The 17,674-nt window shown below is 66.8% G+C and carries 14 protein-coding genes; 11 read left to right on the forward strand and 3 right to left on the reverse strand.

The genetic code is table 11. The features are described 5' to 3' along the window. Positions 1-166: 166 nt before the first annotated feature. The 4 genes from DEIPR_RS14050 to DEIPR_RS12735 all read left to right on the forward strand — a co-directional run bounded on the left by DEIPR_RS14050 (position 167) and on the right by DEIPR_RS12735 (position 4,401). Positions 167-742, forward strand: a complete 576-nt coding sequence (locus DEIPR_RS14050; RefSeq protein WP_041223121.1) for a hypothetical protein — start codon at positions 167-169, stop codon at positions 740-742. A gap of 84 nt (positions 743-826) precedes the next feature. Then, a complete protein-coding gene (locus DEIPR_RS12725; protein WP_013623141.1) occupies positions 827-1,624 on the forward strand; it encodes a LamB/YcsF family protein in 798 nt (265 codons plus the stop codon). Positions 1,625-1,634: 10 nt separating this feature from the next. Next, positions 1,635-3,095: a 5-oxoprolinase subunit PxpB gene (pxpB, locus tag DEIPR_RS12730; protein WP_245532771.1), complete on the forward strand. Its 1,461-nt coding sequence runs from the start codon at positions 1,635-1,637 to the stop codon at positions 3,093-3,095. Positions 3,096-3,192: 97 nt separating this feature from the next. Then, positions 3,193-4,401, forward strand: a complete 1,209-nt coding sequence (locus tag DEIPR_RS12735) for an NRAMP family divalent metal transporter (protein WP_013623143.1) — start codon at positions 3,193-3,195, stop codon at positions 4,399-4,401. Positions 4,402-4,471: 70 nt separating this feature from the next. On the opposite strand, the gene DEIPR_RS12740 is transcribed toward DEIPR_RS12735, so the two are convergent. Beyond that, a complete protein-coding gene (locus DEIPR_RS12740; RefSeq protein ID WP_013623144.1) occupies positions 4,472-5,296 on the reverse strand; it encodes an HpcH/HpaI aldolase/citrate lyase family protein in 825 nt (274 codons plus the stop codon). A 615-nt stretch (positions 5,297-5,911) separates the two neighbouring features. Between DEIPR_RS12740 and DEIPR_RS12745 the strand changes: the two genes are divergently transcribed. Beyond that, positions 5,912-7,327, forward strand: a complete 1,416-nt coding sequence (locus DEIPR_RS12745) for a replication initiator protein A (protein WP_013623145.1) — start codon at positions 5,912-5,914, stop codon at positions 7,325-7,327. 284 nt (positions 7,328-7,611) lie between these two features. Then, complete coding sequence (locus DEIPR_RS12750) at positions 7,612-8,796, forward strand: glycerate kinase family protein (protein ID WP_013623146.1); 1,185 nt, start codon at positions 7,612-7,614, stop codon at positions 8,794-8,796. Here the strand turns inward: DEIPR_RS12750 and DEIPR_RS12755 are convergent. Next, a complete protein-coding gene (locus DEIPR_RS12755) occupies positions 8,696-11,452 on the reverse strand; it encodes a PAS domain-containing sensor histidine kinase (protein WP_049775321.1) in 2,757 nt (918 codons plus the stop codon). The two genes, DEIPR_RS12750 and DEIPR_RS12755, sit on opposite strands and share 101 nt — an antisense overlap. 162 nt (positions 11,453-11,614) lie before the next feature. Between DEIPR_RS12755 and DEIPR_RS12760 the strand changes: the two genes are divergently transcribed. Next, on the forward strand, positions 11,615-12,436 hold the full coding sequence (locus DEIPR_RS12760) for a ZIP family metal transporter (RefSeq protein ID WP_013623148.1): 822 nt from the start codon (positions 11,615-11,617) through the stop codon (positions 12,434-12,436). A 38-nt stretch (positions 12,437-12,474) separates the two neighbouring features. Here DEIPR_RS12760 and DEIPR_RS12765 read toward each other — a convergent pair whose 3' ends face one another. Further along, on the reverse strand, positions 12,475-13,542 hold the full coding sequence (locus tag DEIPR_RS12765; RefSeq protein WP_013623149.1) for a GGDEF domain-containing protein: 1,068 nt from the start codon (positions 13,540-13,542) through the stop codon (positions 12,475-12,477). Positions 13,543-13,733: 191 nt separating this feature from the next. Between DEIPR_RS12765 and dinB the strand changes: the two genes are divergently transcribed. From dinB to DEIPR_RS12785, 4 genes are all read left to right on the forward strand, one after another. Beyond that, complete coding sequence (gene dinB / locus DEIPR_RS12770) at positions 13,734-14,840, forward strand: DNA polymerase IV (RefSeq protein WP_013623150.1); 1,107 nt, start codon at positions 13,734-13,736, stop codon at positions 14,838-14,840. Between the two features lie 197 nt (positions 14,841-15,037). Then, entirely contained in the window at positions 15,038-16,108 is a 1,071-nt protein-coding gene (locus tag DEIPR_RS12775; RefSeq protein ID WP_013623151.1) for a YeiH family protein, read from the forward strand. 141 nt (positions 16,109-16,249) lie between these two features. Next, entirely contained in the window at positions 16,250-16,684 is a 435-nt protein-coding gene (locus DEIPR_RS12780; RefSeq protein WP_013623152.1) for a MarR family winged helix-turn-helix transcriptional regulator, read from the forward strand. Beyond that, positions 16,681-17,637: a VOC family protein gene (locus DEIPR_RS12785; RefSeq protein ID WP_013623153.1), complete on the forward strand. Its 957-nt coding sequence runs from the start codon at positions 16,681-16,683 to the stop codon at positions 17,635-17,637. The genes DEIPR_RS12780 and DEIPR_RS12785 overlap by 4 nt, the downstream gene beginning before the upstream one ends. The last annotated feature ends 37 nt before the right edge of the window (positions 17,638-17,674 follow it).

Here is a 17,674-nt window from a genome sequence, read left to right on the forward strand (position 1 = left end):
ACATTCTCGCGACAGCGTCATGTCACAGTTCGGGGCAGGTGCAGTTCCTCCCAGAGATGAGGTTCCCCCCACTGCACCCGTTCTCCTCTCCGTCTCTCCTCTGTTCGGTCAGGGACGGAGTCCTTTGTGTGCGCCTTTTTCGCAGCTCCCCTGCCGAGGTTCTTCCATGTACCAACCTGTCAGTCTCGGACAACTTCATCTGCTGCCGCCTGACGCCGCCGTGCGTGTCCTGGGCCAGCTGGAACACCTGGGCCGGGTGCTGCGCTCGGTCACGGGCGAAGCCGAGCTGCTGGGACCCCTGCGTCCCGCCTGCACGCAGGGGCGGGTGGAGCTGTGGGGGCAACTGGTGGCCGCCGCGCCCAACCAGCTGCTGGTGCACGGGCTGCGGCCGCTGGCGCCGCAGGGACCTGTGCACCGCAGAGGAGCCGGGGGGGCGACTGTGGCTCTGCGCGCAGCTGCCGGCCCCTTCGAGGGCACCGTGCGGACCCTGCACTACGGCCAGACACTCCTGGCCCAGGACGCTGAGCAACGGGTCTACCGGCTGGAGTGGTGCGGCCCAGGCTGGCCTGCCCCAGGCGGCTTTGCCCGGGCCCAGGGGCCGCTGGCAGGCACCTTTCATGTCCAGGGTGAGGTCCTCCCTCAGGATGGAACCAGGGTGCAAGGCGGGGGACGGCCCGCCGGCCCGGCCACCTTGCGGGTCCTGCGGGCATGGCCGCTGGGAGGCCCTCGGCCACACCTGTAGACAGAGCTCTAGCCAGAGCCAGCGCGGACGGTCCCGCCTGCTATCATGACGCCCTTCCAAACCCACTCCGAGGAGGGCTTCACCATGCACACTGACCTGAACGCCGATGCCGGCGAATCTTTCGGCAATTGGACAGCCGGTAACGACGCGGCACTGTTTCCCGAACTGACCAGCGTGAATCTGGCCCTGGGTTTCCACGCCGGCGACCCCCTGACCCTGCGCGAGTCCGTGGCGCTGGCCGTGCAGCACGGGCTGGGCATCGGGGCCCATCCAGGCTACCCGGACCTGCAAGGCTTTGGGCGGCGCGCCATGAGCCTCAGCCCGGACGAAATCTACGCGGCCACCATCTACCAGATCGGCGCGCTCCAGGCTTTTCTCAGGCTGGCCGGCGCGCCTCTACAGCACGTCAAGGCCCACGGGGCACTCTACATGCGCATTCATGAGGACCCGCAGGCCGGCGCCGCGTTCTGCCGAGCGGTGCGCGAACTGGTGCCGGAGGCGGGCTTGGTCACCCTGGCCGGTCCGGCAGGCGAAGCCCTGACGCAGCAGGCACGGGAACAGCAACTGACCGTGTGGCGCGAGGCTTTTCCCGAGCGGGCTTACATCGCCACCGGACAGCTGGCCCCGCGCTCGCTGCCGGGAAGCTCCATCCATGACCCGCAGGAGGCCGCCCGGCGCGCCGCCGAGATGGCCCGTGGGCGCGTGACCAGTCTGGAAGGCCAGCTGCTGGAGTTGCAGGTGGACACGCTGTGTATTCACGGCGACAACCCGCAGGCCACCGAGATTGCCCGTGCCGTTCGCGCCCGGCTGGCCGAGGAAAGTGTCACTCTCAGGGCGATGGGAGGCGCTCCCAGTGCACGCGCATTACTGGCGGAACACTGAGCCGGAGAGGTTGCCCGCCCTGGCCGCAGCCCTGCTGAGCAGCGGACTGCCGGGCCTGCTGGACGCGGTCCCCGCCTACGGGTCGCTGTACGTGGAATTCGACGAGCGGGCGCTGCCTCTGGAGACCCTGACCAGCTGGCTGGCCGGCTGGACCCCCAGCAGCAGCGCGGACGCCGGGCGCCTGGTAGATATTCCCGTCTGTTATGACGGCGAGGACCTGGCGGCGGCGGCCGAGTTCAGTGGCCTGAGCACCGAGCAGGTCGCGCAGCGGCACAGTGAGCAGACCTATCAGGTGCGGGCGCTGGGCTTCGTGGCGGGATTTCCCTTCATGGAGACCACGCCGCCCGAGCTGCAATTGCCGCGCCGCGCCGCCCCACGGGCAAAGGTGCCGGCGCACTCGCTGGCAGTCGCGGGCGCCCAGACCGGCATCTACCCGGTCGAGGCGCCGGGGGGGTGGAACCTGCTGGGCCGTACACTCCAGGCTGCCTACGACCCGCACCGCGAACCGCCATTCCTGGTGCAGCCGGGGGACCGGGTACGCTTCGTAGCGCAGCCGGCGGGGGCTCCCCTCCTGCCGCCGGTTCAGCCGCTGGACCTGCTGCCAGAACACCCGCAGTGGCCCGCGCTCCAAGTCGGGCAGCCAGGTGCCCTGAGCCTGGTGATGGACCGGGGCCGCTTCCGCGCCGGGCGCTTCGGGCTGGTGCGCTCAGGACCGCTGGACCCCGAGGCCGCTGCCCTGGCGAACGACCTGCTGGGCAACCGGCCAGACGCTCCATTGCTGGAACTGCACCTGCGCGGCCCCGAGCTGGAAGCGCTGCGCGCGTGCTCGCTGGCCGTCACCGGCCTGGGTCTGACGGCACTGGTGAACGGGCAGCCGCAGCCCCCCTACAGCGCCTTCACGGTCCAGCCAGGGCAGCGGGTCAGCTTCCGGCCCAGCGGGCGCGGGCGGGTCACTTACCTGGCCCTGCAAGGTGGCCTGGAAACGGGCACCTTTATGGGCAGCGCCAGCACCGACCTCAAGGGCGGCTTGGGCCGGCCCCTGCGGCGCGGGCAGCTGCTGGGCAGCGCACAGCCCGCTGCTCCCCTGCGGTGTAAGCGGCAGTTCCTCCCCTGGTGGGTACGCCGCATGGAAGCAGCGCAGGAACCTTTGCAACTCCGCCTGCTGCCAGCTGCTGCGGGGGAAGCCACCGAATCTGCACTGCTGGGCCAAGTCTACCGAATCCGCGACCTCGACCGCATGGGCGCACGTCTGGACGGCCCTACCGTGCCGGGCGGCGAAATCACCTCGGAAGGGTCGCCGGTGGGCACGGTGCAGCTGCCGCCGGGCGGACAACCCATCATCCTGCTGAACGACAAGGGCACCCTGGGCGGCTACCGGCGTGGGGGCCGCGTTCATCCAGACGACCTGCCCCGCCTGGTGCAGAGCCTGCCAGGCCGCGAGGTGCGCTTCGTAGCAGATGGTATCTTCTGACAGCAAAACTTTTGCTTCGGCCCAAAATATGCCTCACTCCAATCTCTGAGAGTTCAGAGCAGTTCGTCCTTCTTCTTTCATCTGCCAGGAGAGCACCATGACCACCCAAAGGCCCAAAGAACAGAACTGGAGCGTCCTGCTGGGCGCCGCCTTCCTGATGGCGACCTCCGCCATCGGCCCAGGCTTCCTGACCCAGACGTCGGTATTTACCGAGCAGCTGCTCGCCAGTTTCGGATTCGTCATCCTGATCTCCATCATCATTGACCTGATCGTGCAGACCAACATCTGGCGCATCATCGCCGTGACCGGGCGGCGCACCCAGGACACTGCCAACCTCGTCATGCCGGGTCTGGGCTCGCTGCTGGCGGCCCTGATCGTGATCGGGGGTCTGGCCTTTAACATCGGCAACGTGGGCGGCGCCGGGCTGGGCCTGAATGTCATGACCGGACTGGACGCCACGACGGGCGCCATCCTCAGCGCCCTGTTCGCCATTGGCATCTTTCTGTTCAAGGAAGCGGGGCAGGCGATGGACCGGCTGGCCCAGCTGCTGGGCGGCGTGATGATCCTGCTGACCCTCTACGTGATGTTCACTTCGCACCCGCCCTACGCCGAGGCGGCCCTGCGCACGGTGGCTCCGATCAAGTTCGACCTGTTCGCCATCATCACGCTGGTGGGCGGCACGGTGGGCGGCTACATCACCTTCGCCGGGGGCCATCGCCTGCTGGACGCCGGCATCAAGGGTGTGGAGGCGCTGCCCAGCGTGAACCGGGGAGCCACCTCCGCCATCCTGATCGCCTCGCTGATGCGCATTCTGCTGTTTCTGGCGGCGCTAGGTGTGGTGAGCAGCGGCGCCCACTTGGACCCGGATAATCCACCGGCTTCAGTCTTTCAAATTGCAGCGGGCGACGTGGGTTACCGCCTGTTCGGCGTGGTCATGTGGGCGGCGGCCATCACCTCGGTAGTGGGCTCGGCCTACACCAGCGTGTCGTTTATCCGCTCGCTGCACCCGGCGATTGAGCGCCACCATACCTGGATTACCGTGGCCTTTATCGTGCTCTCGACAGCTGTTCTGGCTGCCATCGGCAAGCCGGTGGCCATTCTGCTGGCGGTGGGCGCACTCAACGCGCTAATTCTGCCCATCGCTCTGGGCACCATGTTGGTCGCCGCTGGGCGGCGTGACCTGGTGGGCGACTACCGCCACCCGGCCTGGATGACCTGGACCGGCTGGCTGGTGGTGCTGGCCATGGCCGTGCTAAGCGTCCGAACCATCCTGACCACCCTACCTCAGCTGTTCGGACAATCCTAAATGTAGTGTGAGAGGGCAGGGGCAAAGAACGGCTTGCTCCTGCCCTTTCTTCGGCTCTGCTTGCCCCTGCTTAACCTGCTGACCGCGTGTAAAGAGCCAACACCTCCCGCGCTTCATCCACATGCATTTGCTCGACCAGGGCGCCGCTGAACGTGGCGACCGAGCGGCCCTGGGCGCGGGCTTCCTCCCAGGCGGCCAGCAGGGCGCGGGCTTGCTCGGCCTCGGCGTCGGTCACTCCGAATTCCTGGTTGGCAGGTTCTACCTGCAAAGGATGAATCACGGTTTTGCCTGCAAAGCCCAGGTCACGGCCCTGACGGCATTCCCGGCGGAAGCCTTCCGGGTCACGCACATTGTTGTAGACAGCGTCCAGCGGCACTTTGCCGTGGGCACGGGCCGCCAGCACCACGCTGCTCAGGGCGTGCAGCAGCGGCCGGCGCTCGGGGTCAGGGCGGGTCCGCAGGGCGCGGGCCAGGTCGTTGGTGCCGGCAATCAGGCCTGCCGCCCGGCCATGCGCGGCAATTTCAGGGGCGCGCAGCACACCTAATGGGGTTTCGATCATGGCCCACAGTGGCCATTCGCCGGGAAGGGGATGCAGCTGCTGCGGGTCCTCTACTTTGGGCAGCACCACGCCGTCAGGACGGGCGGCCAGAGCCAATTCAAGGTCCTCATGGTGCCACGGTGTACCGGGAGCATTCACACGGAGAAGCACTGGGCAGGGCCAGGCCTGCGCTAGGGCAGCAGCGGCCTGCCCACGGGCGTCCCGCTTGCGTTCAGGGGCCACAGCATCTTCAAGGTCCAGAAGAACGGCGTCGGCCCCCAAGGTCTGGGCCTTCTCCAGGGCTCTGAGGTTATCGGCAGGCACATAGAGGACGCTGCGCCAGGTGAGGGAGGTCATGGGTTCAGGCTAACCGGCTCAAGCAGAAAAAAGAATGGCTTGTAAGAGTGTACTTTTTTGGATCCAGTAGGCGCCGAAAATCTTCGTCCAGTTGACTCAAATTCTGCCGCTAATACCGACACCTTTGGGCCGTTTTCGGACCGGAAAAGGTCCAAAGAACGCTGCAAGCAATACCGACACCTTTGGGCCGTTTTTTTGTGGAACTTTCCATACCCAGCCTTTTCTTCGTCCTATACACATTTTTTTGCCCAATGTCCGATACCGACACCTTTGGGCCGTTTGGCGTTTCGATACCGATACCTTTGGGCCGTTTTGATACCGACACCTTTGGGCCGTTTTTGGAGGAATGGGGGTTTATGCCGTGCCGGACAAGGTTTTTCCTACGGAACACCTCAGAGGGCCGTTTTGGCTTCCATTCCCGACACCTTTGGGCCGTTTGACCATTTCTTTCCCGACACCTTTGGGCCGTTTTGGCCTCCATTCCCGACACCTTTGGGCCGTTTTGGTGCCAGAATGCCGTCCAGCACGCAAACAGCCCTGCCTCTTGTTGTTGTTTTTTTATATCTTTTAAAAAAGAAAAAACAACAACAAGGGCAGGGCAGAAGCGGAGACGATATGGGACACAACACAATCAGGGGACTTGATACCATCCGGGACACCCGGTCCTTGGCTCGCTTCGGGATTACCAGCATCCAGGTGCGCCTGGCGCAGGAGGAGGCGCTGCGCTGGGAAAGCAGCTTCAGCATTGCCGGGCGGCGTTACCATTTGCAGGGGTTCGCTGACCTGGGCCGGCCCCGGGGCATCGACACAGATGTCATCACCGGCCTGGAAGCCATCTTTGCTCTACGCGGCTTTCCTGAGGACAACACCATCATCACCAGCGGCTACGAGCTGGCGCAGTCAGCCCACATGCCCGACAATGGCCGCACCTACGAACGTATCCGCGAAAGCTTGCTGCGCTACTGGCGAACCGGCTTCCTGGTCCGCGAAGGCTTCGAGCAGCCTGGTGGAAATGGCCGCACCACCTACTACAACGAAACCCTGGGGTTTTTTGAGAAAATCAGTTTCTGGGAGCAGGGGGTCCGGACGGGCGACATGGAGCAGACCACGCTGTCGCGGGACAAGACTCTGCGGATCGTGTTGACTCCGGAATTTGCGGAGAGCCTGCGCAGTGGGTACATCCATCAGCTGGACCGTGCCCTGCTGCGGCAGATTGAGCAGCCTCCGGCGCGGGCGCTGTACCGGCTGCTGTCTGCTCACCGTCAACAGGACGACGGTACTCAGGCCGAGGAGCTGGCCGTAGACCTGAGTGACTGGCGCGAGGCCTGCGGCATTCAGGACACCCGGCCTAGCAAGGTGCTGCGCAGTTTACAAGCGGCCCATGATGAGCTGACCGCCCAGGGTTACCTGACCGGTGTGGAAATCGCCGGACGCGGTCAGAAAACCCGGCTGACTTACCATTTCCGTCAGCAGGGCGACCCGGATCCGGCTCTGGTGGCCCTACTGATGGACGCCGATTTTGGCCTGAGCCTGCCGGTGGCGCAGCAGTTCGCCGCCGAATATCCGGGCCGGGTGGAAAAGGCCATTCAGTTTGTAGAAGCCCGGCGCCGGGCTGGAAATCCGCCGGTCCGCAGTCCTGCTGGGCTGCTGCGACGGGTGCTGGAAGATCAAGAACGCTATGTGCTCGGCGGCGCCGGGCCAGATGCAGCCGAGCTGACCGACACGGCAGGCAGCTCAAGTGGCAGCCGCGGGGCTCCGGCGACCGTAGACCCTGACTGGGAAGCGGAACAGGTGGCGCGCAGTCAAGCTCTGCTCCAGGCCCCGCCCGCCGAACAGTGGCGGGCCTGCCGCGCCTCTCTCAAACTCGTGCTGGGCAGCCATTTCTCGTCTGAGGAGTGGAAGCATTTCGGACAGGCCTGCCTGGATGGGCAGTGGGCTGCGGCCGAGCTGCTACAGGAAGCGACGCGGGCTGCGGCCCGCTTGGAGATGCAGGAGTTCGTTGCAGGGCTTCAGAGGGCCCTTAGAGGCTGATCGGCGCCTCTCTCCTCCTCCCCTGGCCTTAGAACCTTCGGAGGCCCCTTCACGGCCGTTTGAGGGCCAAACCGTTCCTCCTCCTACCTCCTTCTGACCTCGTACATACGCCAGCCTTGAGATGAACAGGGCCTGGCAGCAGGTGCTCAAGTTGGCTTTGGCCTGCAGCACAGGCCGGTCGTTTGAACCACGGGGGGACTCAGCTTGCGCAGCAGGCGGTAGGCAGCAAGTTTACGGCTCCGGTCCGCCACCGCTGCCCTCCCCCATTTCCGTATAGTTCGCCTATGCAACCTGGTCCGGAGGACACGCGCGGGCTGCGGGTGCTGGTAGCTCCCGATTCCTTTAAGGGCAGCTTGGACGCTTCAGCGGCAGCAGCGGCTATTGCGGCCGGGGTCGGTGCTGCTGCGCCGGACGCCGAGATCTGCTGTCTGCCGATGGCCGACGGCGGTGAGGGCACGCTGGATGCGCTGACCGCTGCCGGGGGCTTCGGGCGGCGGACGATGACGGTGACGGATCCGCTGGGGCGGCCGCTGACAGGGCACTACGCGGTCCGCGCCAACTCGGCGGTGGTGGAACTGGCGGTGGCGTCCGGCCTGACGCTGCTGCATGACGCCGAGCTGGACCCGCGCCGCGCCAGCACCCGCGGCACCGGAGAGCTGCTGCGGGCAGCGGCTGCCGAACTGCCGCTGGGCGGGCAGGTGCTGCTGTGCCTGGGGGGCAGCGCGGCCAACGACGCCGGCACGGGCTTGCTGCGGGCACTGGGAGTGCGGTTTCTGGACGCTCACGGCGATCCATTGCCTGAAGGCGGCGCGGCCCTCGCCCGGCTGGAGAGCATTGACCTGTCGGGCCTGCCGGACTGGGTGCGGGGGCTAAACATCGAGGTGGCCTGTGACGTGACCCATCCTCTGGTGGGCCCTCAGGGGGCCTCGGTGGTGTTCGGGCCGCAAAAGGGCGCGGCGCCGCCGGTGGTGGCCGAACTTGACCGGGCGCTGACCCGCTTTGCCGATGTCGTGCAGCGGCAGCTGGGCGTGGCGCTCCATCACCTGCCTGGTGCCGGTGCGGCCGGAGGCACAGCCGGGGGCCTCCATGCCGTGCTGGGCGCCCGCCTGCGTCCCGGTGCAGCCTTGGTCGCGGCCGCCAGTGGCCTGACCCGCCGCCTAGGGCAGGAGCGCTGGGACCTTGTCTGGACCGGCGAGGGCTGCCTGGACCCGCAGAGCGCCGGCGGCAAGGTGGTGTCCGAGGTAGCCGCCTTGGCAGGCGCGCGCGGCTTCCCGGTGGTGGCGCTGGCCGGGCAGGTGGACAGCGCTACGCTGGACGCTTTGCCGGGCCTGACCGCGGCCTTCGCGCTGGCCGACCGGCCGCTTTCCCTTACCGAGAGTCGGGCGCGGACGGCCGAACTGCTGACCCGTCAGGCGGAGCAGCTGACCCGGCTGTACGCAGCGGCACTCCGTCGGCCGCCGGCAGGGTGAAGCAGAAGGTGCTGCCCTCACCAGGCTGCGACTCCACCCACAGGCGCCCACCGTGCAGCTCGGCGATGCGGCGGGCCACCGACAGGCCGATACCGTTGCCGCTGTAGCGCTCGCGCCCATGCAGCCGCTGAAACACGGTAAAAATCTGCTCGAAATGCTCTGGGGCGATACCGATGCCGTGGTCCTGGACGCAGACCTGCACCCAGCCGCCTTGTTGCTGCGCACTCACTTGTATTTCGGGTGGGTGACCCTCGGCCGCAAACTTGAGAGCGTTATCCAGCAGCCGGGTCAGCAGTTCCTGAACCTGCACGGGGTCACCCTGCACCGGCGGCAAAGTGCCCACGGTAACCTGCGCGCCGCTACGCTGCACCTGTGGTTCCAGGCTCCTCAGGGCATAGTCCACCTTGCGGCTCAGGTCCACCTCGCGGGGTTCTTGCAGCCGGCGGCCCAGCTCGGTGAAGTCGCGCAGGTCTTGCAGCAGGCTCTGCATGCGCTGGATGTTCTCGCGGATGTAGCTGCTGTACCGCAGCTGGGCTTCACTGGGACTCTGCAGGCTGCCCAACAGCCGTTCGGTCAGGATGGCAACCGTCCGCAGCGGTTCTTGCAGGTCGTGGCTGGCAATAAAGGCGAAGCGTTCCAGCTCAGCGTTGCTGTTTTCCAGTTCCTGGGCATGGCGCTGTAGGGCCTGCGTCTGTTCGGCACGCTCCAGGGCCAGCTGCAAGCTGAACAGCACCGTTTCGAGCAGGGTACGGTTGGCAGGGGTCCAGGGCGCAGACTGAAAGCGGCCCACCACCAGCACGCCGCGTACTGTACCTGCGGTATGCACCGGAAACGACCCCGAGGTCCGCAGCAACCCGGTCTGGCGGCGGTCCACCGTGGCGTTGGTCGCCGGGTCGTACACGTCCTGATAAAAGGGCTGCTCGGTGCTGTAAGGCCGGTCGATAATGGTGGTTCGGCCGTAAGGCAGGCCACGGAGCAAAGAATTCAGCAGCTCAGGGTCGGGGGACTCCCCACGGTGCGACAGCAGCTGCCAGCGCCCACCTGCAGCTGGTATGTCCAGTTCGTAGTAGGTGCTCAAACTGCCGGGCAGCAGCGACACCAGCAGGTCCTGCGCGCGGCCAATCAGCTGAAGGGGGTCGTGTTCCAGTGTCAGGTCCCGCGACAGCTCGGCAAAGCCTTCCAGCGCACGGGTACGCGCCGCCAGGGCATTGTTGGTACTTTCCAGCTCGCGGGAACGTTCCACCAGCAGCCGGGTATGTTCCAGACGTTCCAGCCCCAGGCCCAGCTGAGCCGCCAGGCTTTCAAGAATCACCTTTTCGGTTTCGGTCCAGGACTGCGGCACGTTGAGCCCAAAGGCAAAGATGCCGCGGGGCTGCCCGTGGGTGAGCACCGGAATAGTGGCAGTGGCCATGAGCTGTCCGGTCACGGTCTGCAGGCCGTCGGCCGCATGGTTATAAGCGTCCTGGAAATAGGGCTGGCCGCTGCGCCAGGGCGTAATCAGGTTGTGGGTGTCTTCGAAGGGGATACCGCCATCCAGCACCCGCTGCAGCGCGTCGTTGCCCACACATCCCACTTGGGATTTCAGCCGCCACAGCCCGCCTTCAGGTTCGTAGTAGACCGCGTAGCCGTGGGGCAGCAGTTCCTGTGCGAACATCTGGGCGCGTTGAATCAGGTCGTAGGGGTCGGTGTCCAGACTGTGGTCCTGCACCAGCTGCGCCATGCCTTCGAGCACGCGGGTGCGGGCTTCCAGCTCGCCGTTCTGGCGCTGCAATTGTGCGGCCAGCTGCGCCAGCGTCAGCCCCTGCTGCTGCAGCAGGGCATTCAGCTCGGCAGTGATACTGGCCTGAGCCTGCTCCAGCGCTCGTTGCTCGCGCAGGTCGCGCAGGTAGCCCACCACCAGAGTTTCGTCGTCGTCGTGCCGGAAGAGGGCAACCTTCAGCGGAATGCGCTCGCCCCCGGCGCTGAGCATCTCCTTTTCGTACCACCCGGATTGCCCCTCTTCGAAGGCCCGCGCAAACGCTTCGGCGTCGGCCTGCCGGTATTCGGGCGGGGTCAGGGCGGCCCAGTCGACCCGGCCTGCCTCGAACTCGGCCCGCGTGCAGCCCAGCAGGTTCAAGTAGGCGTCGTTCACCTGGGTCAGCTCCCCGCTGAGCGACCCGGCCGCGATGGCGACCGGACTGAACTTCAGCAGCTGCCGGGCCCGCCCGGCCTGCCTTTGCCACTGCGCCGCCTCTGCTTGCTGGTTCAGCCGGTCCAGCGCCAGGGCTGCCATATTCACGAATGCCTGGAGGTCAGGCGGCAGGGTAAAGCTCTGCTGTGCTGCTTCCCCTGCCGTATCTTCCGCTGCGTTGTCCCACGGCCGCTGCAGGACCAAGACACCTAGGGGCAGAGCCTGTGTACCGTCCAGCAATGGGAGCGCGGGCAGTAGGAACGCGGCCCAGCCTGCCTCCTGCCGGGGCTGCCCCTGCGCCGTAGCGTGGGCGCGGGCCTTGAGGGCGTGCGTGGCAAGCGTGCCGTTCGGGTCGGCCTCTCCCCAATGGGCAGCCGGCTGGCTGTCTTCACCCAGAAACGCTGCACCAGCCTGGCATTGCAGCGCCGCGCACACGGTTTCCAGCGCGAATGCCAGCAGGTCGCCCGGCCGCTGAAATTCGGTCAACCGGTTGAGGCTGGTACAGAGGTGGTGTGGAGCAGGAGAAGCCGCAGAGGCCATAGATCTTAATCTAACGTTTATCGGGCGGGACTGCCATGACCGCAGCCATGCCACGGCGCGGCCCGTCCGGAATTGGGACAGCCGAACAGAATATGCCAGGATGGGACGGTGCAAAGCCTGCTGCCCCTGCTTGAGACTCTGACTCCCCCACAGCAGGCCCTGGCGGCCACCATCTTCACCTGGTCACTCACGGCGCTGGGCGCCTCGCTGGTGCTGTTTACCCGCACGGTCAGTCCCCGGCTGCTCAGCGCGGCGCAGGGCCTGGCCGCCGGGGTGATGCTGGCGGCCAGCTTCTGGTCGCTGCTGAGCCCGGCGCTGGAAATGGCCGAGACCCAGGGCATGGTGCCCTGGATTCCGGCGGCCGCAGGCCTGCTGCTGGGCGCCGCGTTCGTGGGTGGGCTGGACAAGGTGCTGCCGCACCTGCACCCTGGCTTCGCCCGTGACCAGGCCGAGGGCGTGCCGGTGCGCTGGTCGCAGGGGGCGTTGCTGCTGGCCGCCATGACCATCCATAACCTGCCCGAGGGCATGGCGGTGGGCGTCAGCTTCGGCGGGGCTGGCGAGGGCGTAGAGGGGGCCAGTGTGGGCAGCGCGGTGGCCCTGGCGCTGGGCATCGGCTTTCAGAACCTGCCCGAAGGACTGGCGGTGGCGCTGCCGCTCTATGCCGCTGGGCTGTCGCGCTGGCGGGCGTTCATGTTCGGGCAGGCCTCGGCGCTGGTGGAGCCGCTAGGCGGTTACCTGGGGGCACTGTTCGTGGTGAATGCCCTGCCTATCTTGCCCTATGCCCTGAGCTTCGCTGCCGGCGCCATGATTTTCGTGGTCATCGAGGAACTGATTCCCGAATCTCAGCGCTCGGGCCATACCGACCTGGCAACCCAGGCCGCTCTGGGCGGCTTCGTGGGCATGATGATTCTGGATGTGGCGTTGGGCTAGGGCCGCCGCAACTTCTGAGAACGGGCACCTTTGCCGCTTCAGAGCGCGGTTTCCGGAAGCGGCGTCTGCGGGTTCGCCGCTGAACTCCACTCCACCCGGTCACGGCCCAGGCGCTTGGCCGCGTAGAGCCGCTGGTCGGCCAGGGCAATCAGCTGCGGCAGGCTGTCCGCCTCGCTGAACTGAACTCCTCCTCCACTGAGCGTGACAGGTTGCCCGCCAGGAATGGCCCGGCCAGTGGCGGCCAGACAGGCGGTCAGCCGGCTGGGGAGCAACTTGGCCTCGCTGGGGGAGATGGGGGGCAGCACCACCAGAAATTCTTCTCCGCCCCAGCGGCCGACCTGGCCTTCGGGGCAGGCTTCGGTGAGCGCCCGGCTCACCCGGCGCAGCACCCGGTCTCCCACGTCGTGGCCGTGCTGGTCGTTGATGGCCTTGAAGTGGTCAATGTCCAGCAGCAGCAGCGTGGCGTCGTCCCCGTTGCCATGCGACTGCACCCTGTCCCACAGCTCGCGCAGCTTTTCTTCCATGCCGTAGCGGTTCAGCAGGCCGGTCAGATGATCGTAGGCGGCCAGGTGCGCCAGGTGCTGGGCGCGTTGGCGCACATTCAGCAGTTCGTAGCTGTGGCTGCCGACATAATGCAGCAGCAGCAGCGTGATACCGGCAGAGAGATACGGCAGCTGATGTACCCCGTGAAAGTAAAATATGCTCACCAGAAACACCAGATAGGCCCCGGCGCTGACCCAGCCGGCCAGCCGCCCTGGCAGCAGTGCGTAACCCAGCAGGGCCAGGTTCATCAGGCTCAGGAGGTGCGGGTCGGTGCTGGCGCCGCCCGTGTGGCTCAGCCCAGGTGGCACCACACTGGCGAGCAGCCAGATCACCGCCAGGGCCAGGGCCCGCGCCCGCACCAAGCCCAGATTCATCGGGGAGCGCCGAACCAGGTACAGCACGGTGAGCGAGATGGTCAGCCCAAGCCCGCACACCGCCTGCTGCATGGCCCTGTCCGGCAGCCAGGTGTTGCCGAAGCCCACCAGATGTATGGCCGCCGACAGCAGACCCAGTAGGGTGAACCGCTGGCGGATCTGCTGTTCGGTAGGAGCAGAGGGCAACATCACGAATCCAGGTAGCCTAGCGGGCAGCGCCTCACGCTGACCTTACCCTGCGGCGCTTTCCAGGCTGCTGCAGGCCCTCTGAGATTCCAAACGTTCCATAGCGGGCCCTGGCCGGGCAAGCGGTGTCCTAAACTGCTGAGCGTGATGCCGGGCCTGCTCCGCTTCCTCCTTCCGCTGCGTACCGGGCAGCCATGACCCCCGCCCCACGCAAAATCATCCACATCGACATGGACGCGTTCTATGCCTCGGTAGAGCAGCGTGACCAGCCCAAGCTGCGCGGCCGGCCGCTGGCGGTGGCCTGGGGTGGCCGGCGCAGCGTGGTGCTCACCGCCAGCTACGAGGCGCGGTCCTACGGCGTGCGTAGCGCCATGCCGCTGTACCGCGCCCTGAACTGCTGCCCGCAGCTGCAGGTGGTGCCGCCACGCTTCGGCGCCTACCGTGAGGTCAGCGCGCAGATTCGTGAAATTTTCCAGTCTTACACGCCCCTGGTCGAGCCGCTGGCGCTGGACGAAGCCTACCTGGACGTCACCGACCCGCAGCGTGGCCCGCGCAGTGCCACCCTGATTGCCGGGGCCATCCGTGCCGAAGTGCAGGCACGGACTGGCCTGAGTGCCACCGCCGGGGTCAGCGTGAACAAGTTGCTGGCCAAGCTTGCCAGTGGCCTGCACAAGCCGGACGGTCTGACCGTGCTGCTGCCCGACCAGGCTGACGCCCTGCTGCTGGGGCTGCCGGTAGGCGACTTCCACGGCATCGGCCCGGCCACGGCGCGGAAGCTGCAGGCGCTGGGCATCGCCAGCGGCGCCGACCTGCGCGCCGCCGACCCGCACTTGCTGACGGCGCACTTCGGCAAGGCGGGCGGGCACTTCTGGCGAATTGCCCACGGGCAGGACGACCGCCCGGTGCTGCCGGACCGCCCCCACAAGAGTGTTGGCAGCGAGGAAACCTACGGCGAGGACCTGCGGACGCTGGCGGCTGTGCGCCTGCGTCTGCCGGTGCTTGCCAGGCTGGTGCAGGCGCGGCTGGAGCGGGCTGCACTGGCCGGGCGCACGGTGGTCTTGAAACTGAAATTCTCCGACCGGCGCAGCGTCACCCGGCAGCTGACCCTGCCCGCGCCGGTCTGGCAGGCCGCGGACCTGGAGCGGGCCGCTGCCAGACTGCTGACCCCGCAGCTGCTGGCCGGCCGGCCGGGCGTGCGGCTGGCCGGGATCACGGTCAGTGGACTGCGCCCGGCCGGAGAACTGCCGCTGCAGCCGGCACTGTTCGGCCCGGAAGGGGACACCTGGGGAGGGGCCGGGTAAGGCAAGACGGCCCGGAGCCTTCAGCAGCCCCGTTGCCGTCCCAGTGTCTTTCATAGGGCCGGTGTCGTTCGTAGGGCCAATGTCGTTCAGAAGTCCAGTGTTGTGCGGGGTCCCAGTGTCGTGCGGGTCTCAGTGTCGTTCCCGCAATTGTCGGAAATTCGGGGAGCCTGGGCCGCGTGGGCGGGTAGGCTCTGGCTATGTCTGCTGCTCCCGCCGGCCCGTCCACTCCGGTCTCCTCTGCTCCGCCTGCTCCTGCCCCGGCGGCCCTGTGGCCGGGGCTGCTGCTCTGCTTGGCCATCAGTGCGGTCAGCCTGTGGCTGGGCCGGGCGCCGCAGCTGGCGCATTTCGGCCTCAGCTCTTTAACGCTCTCCATCGTGCTGGGGCTGGTGGCCGGCAACCTGTGGCCCCGTCTCGCCTCGGGGACGCGGGCGGCCGGGGTGACGTTCAGCAAGGGCACGCTGCTGCGCGCAGGCATCGTGCTGTACGGCTTTCGCCTGACCCTGCACCAGCTGCTGGGGATCGGTTGGGCTGGACTGGTGGCCGACGTGCTCATGCTGAGCAGCACCTTTTTCCTGACCTACCTGCTGGGCACCCGCCTCTTCCGGCTGGATGCACAGACCTCGGCCCTGATGGGTGCAGGCAGCAGCATCTGTGGGGCGGCGGCGGTGCTGGCCACGCAGCCGGTGGTGCGTGCCCGCGCTGAACAGGTCACGGTAGCGGTCGCCACCGTGGTGCTGTACGGCACGGTAGGCATCTTTCTGTATCCGCAGATGGCGGCTGCCGGCCTGTGGCCCTTTGGCGGCGCCGCCTACGGCATCTATATCGGCTCCAGCGTGCATGAGGTTGCGCAGGTGGTGGCTGCCGGGCAGGCCATTTCCCCCGAGGTGGCCGACGCCGCCGTAACGGCCAAGATGCTGCGCGTGATGCTGCTGGCTCCCTTCCTGCTGGCGCTGGCCGCCTGGTGGAGCCGCCGCACGCCGCTGGCGGAAGGTGAGGCGCGTACTCCCATCAGTGTGCCGTGGTTCGCCTTCGGCTTCGTGGCGGTCACCCTGCTGAACTCGGCCTTGCCCCTGCCGGCCAATGTGACTGCTGGCCTTATCTGGCTGGACACCGCCCTGCTGACGGCCGCTATGGCTGCCCTGGGTCTGACCACGCAGCTGCGCACGCTTCTACAGGCCGGCATCCGGCCACTGCTGCTGGGGCTGGTGGTCTTCGCGTGGCTGGTCATGGCAGGCGGGCTGCTCCAAACCTGGGTGCAGGGCTGGTAAACAGAGCTGGTAAGCCGGGGAAGCACGGCCAGCTGCTCAAGTCGGCAAGAGTGCAGGGGCCAGCCGGGCAAGCTGAGCCGTCAATAGAGAGATGGCTTAAGATATATTTGCCTGTACAAACAAATAAAGTAGACTGCACCTATGTCTCGTCTCTCCCCTACCGAAGCTGCCGCCTGGCGTGGATTTCTCGGAGCCCACAGCCGGGTCTGGACGCAGCTTGACCACGAATTTCAGCAGGAATTCGGCGTGGGCCTTCCCGTATACGAGCTGCTGCTGACCCTGGAAGAACAGGACGAACTGCGGATGAGCGACCTGGCCCACAAGCTCCGCTACAGCTCGGGCGGGCTGACGCGCCTGGCCGACAAGCTGGAAGCGCAGGGCCTGATTCAGCGCATACGCTGCGAAACCGACGGGCGCGGCTTTCAGGTGTCGCTGACCCCCGCCGGACAGCAGCGGCTGCGGCGAATGCACGTCTTCCACCTGCGGGGCGTGCGCGAGCATTTCCTGCGTCACCTGAACGAAGATGAGCAAAAGGCCCTGGGAGAAATCTGGGCCAAAATCGGGGGTCAACCATGAAGCGGCACTTTTCCGGCCTGCACCACGTCAGTGCCCTGAGCAGCGACATCGCCCGCAACCACGCCTTTTACACGCAGGTGCTGGGGCTGCGGCTGGTCAAAAAGTCGGTGAACCAGGACGCGCCGACCATGTACCACCTCTTCTACGCCGACAGTGCGGGCAGTCCGGGCAGCGACATGACCTTCTTCGACTTTCCGCGTGCGGCGCGGGAGCACCGGGGCCGCGACAGCATCTGCCTGACGACTTTTCGGGTGACGGGGTCGGGGGCGCTGGAGTACTGGCAGGAGCGGCTGACGCAACATGGCGTGCAGGCGATACGCCGCACGGTGGACGGGCGCGAACGGCTCGACTTCGAGGACGTGGACGGCACCCGGCTGGCCCTCTTCGACGATGCGGGCGAGGGGCCACGCGGCGTCGTCTGGGAGGGGACGGACGTGCCCGCCGAGTTCCAACTTCAGGGCCTGGGCTTCAGTGGCGTGACGGTGGGCGACCTGCCACCCTTTCAGGCATTTCTGGAACGCGGCCTGAACCTGCGCGAGGGGCGCGGGTACGACGATGGGGGCACTCCGGTTCATGTGTTTGAGATGGGCGAGGGCGGCCCGCACGCCGAGCTGCATGTGGCGGTGCAGCCCGACCTGCCCCGGCGAATGCCCGGCGCGGGGGGCGTGCATCACCTCGCCCTGCGGGTGCGGGACGAGGCGGAGTTGCTGAACTGGCAGCGGCATCTGGGCGCACTGGGCTACCGCAACAGCGGCGAAGTGGACCGGCACTGGTTTCAGTCGGTGTACATCACCGCGCCCTCCGGCATCGTCATTGAACTGGCGACCGACGGCCCCGGTTTCGCCACCGACGAAGCGCCGCACCAGCTGGGCGAGCGCCTCAGCCTGCCGCCCTTTCTGGAGCCGCAGCGGGCCGAGATTGAGGCGAAATTGCGGCCTCTGAACACCCCCTGACTCCTTCCAGACACTCTGGGTATTGAGGAGAAGTTTA

The organism is Deinococcus proteolyticus MRP, assembly GCF_000190555.1.
Lineage (GTDB): Bacteria > Deinococcota > Deinococci > Deinococcales > Deinococcaceae > Deinococcus > Deinococcus proteolyticus.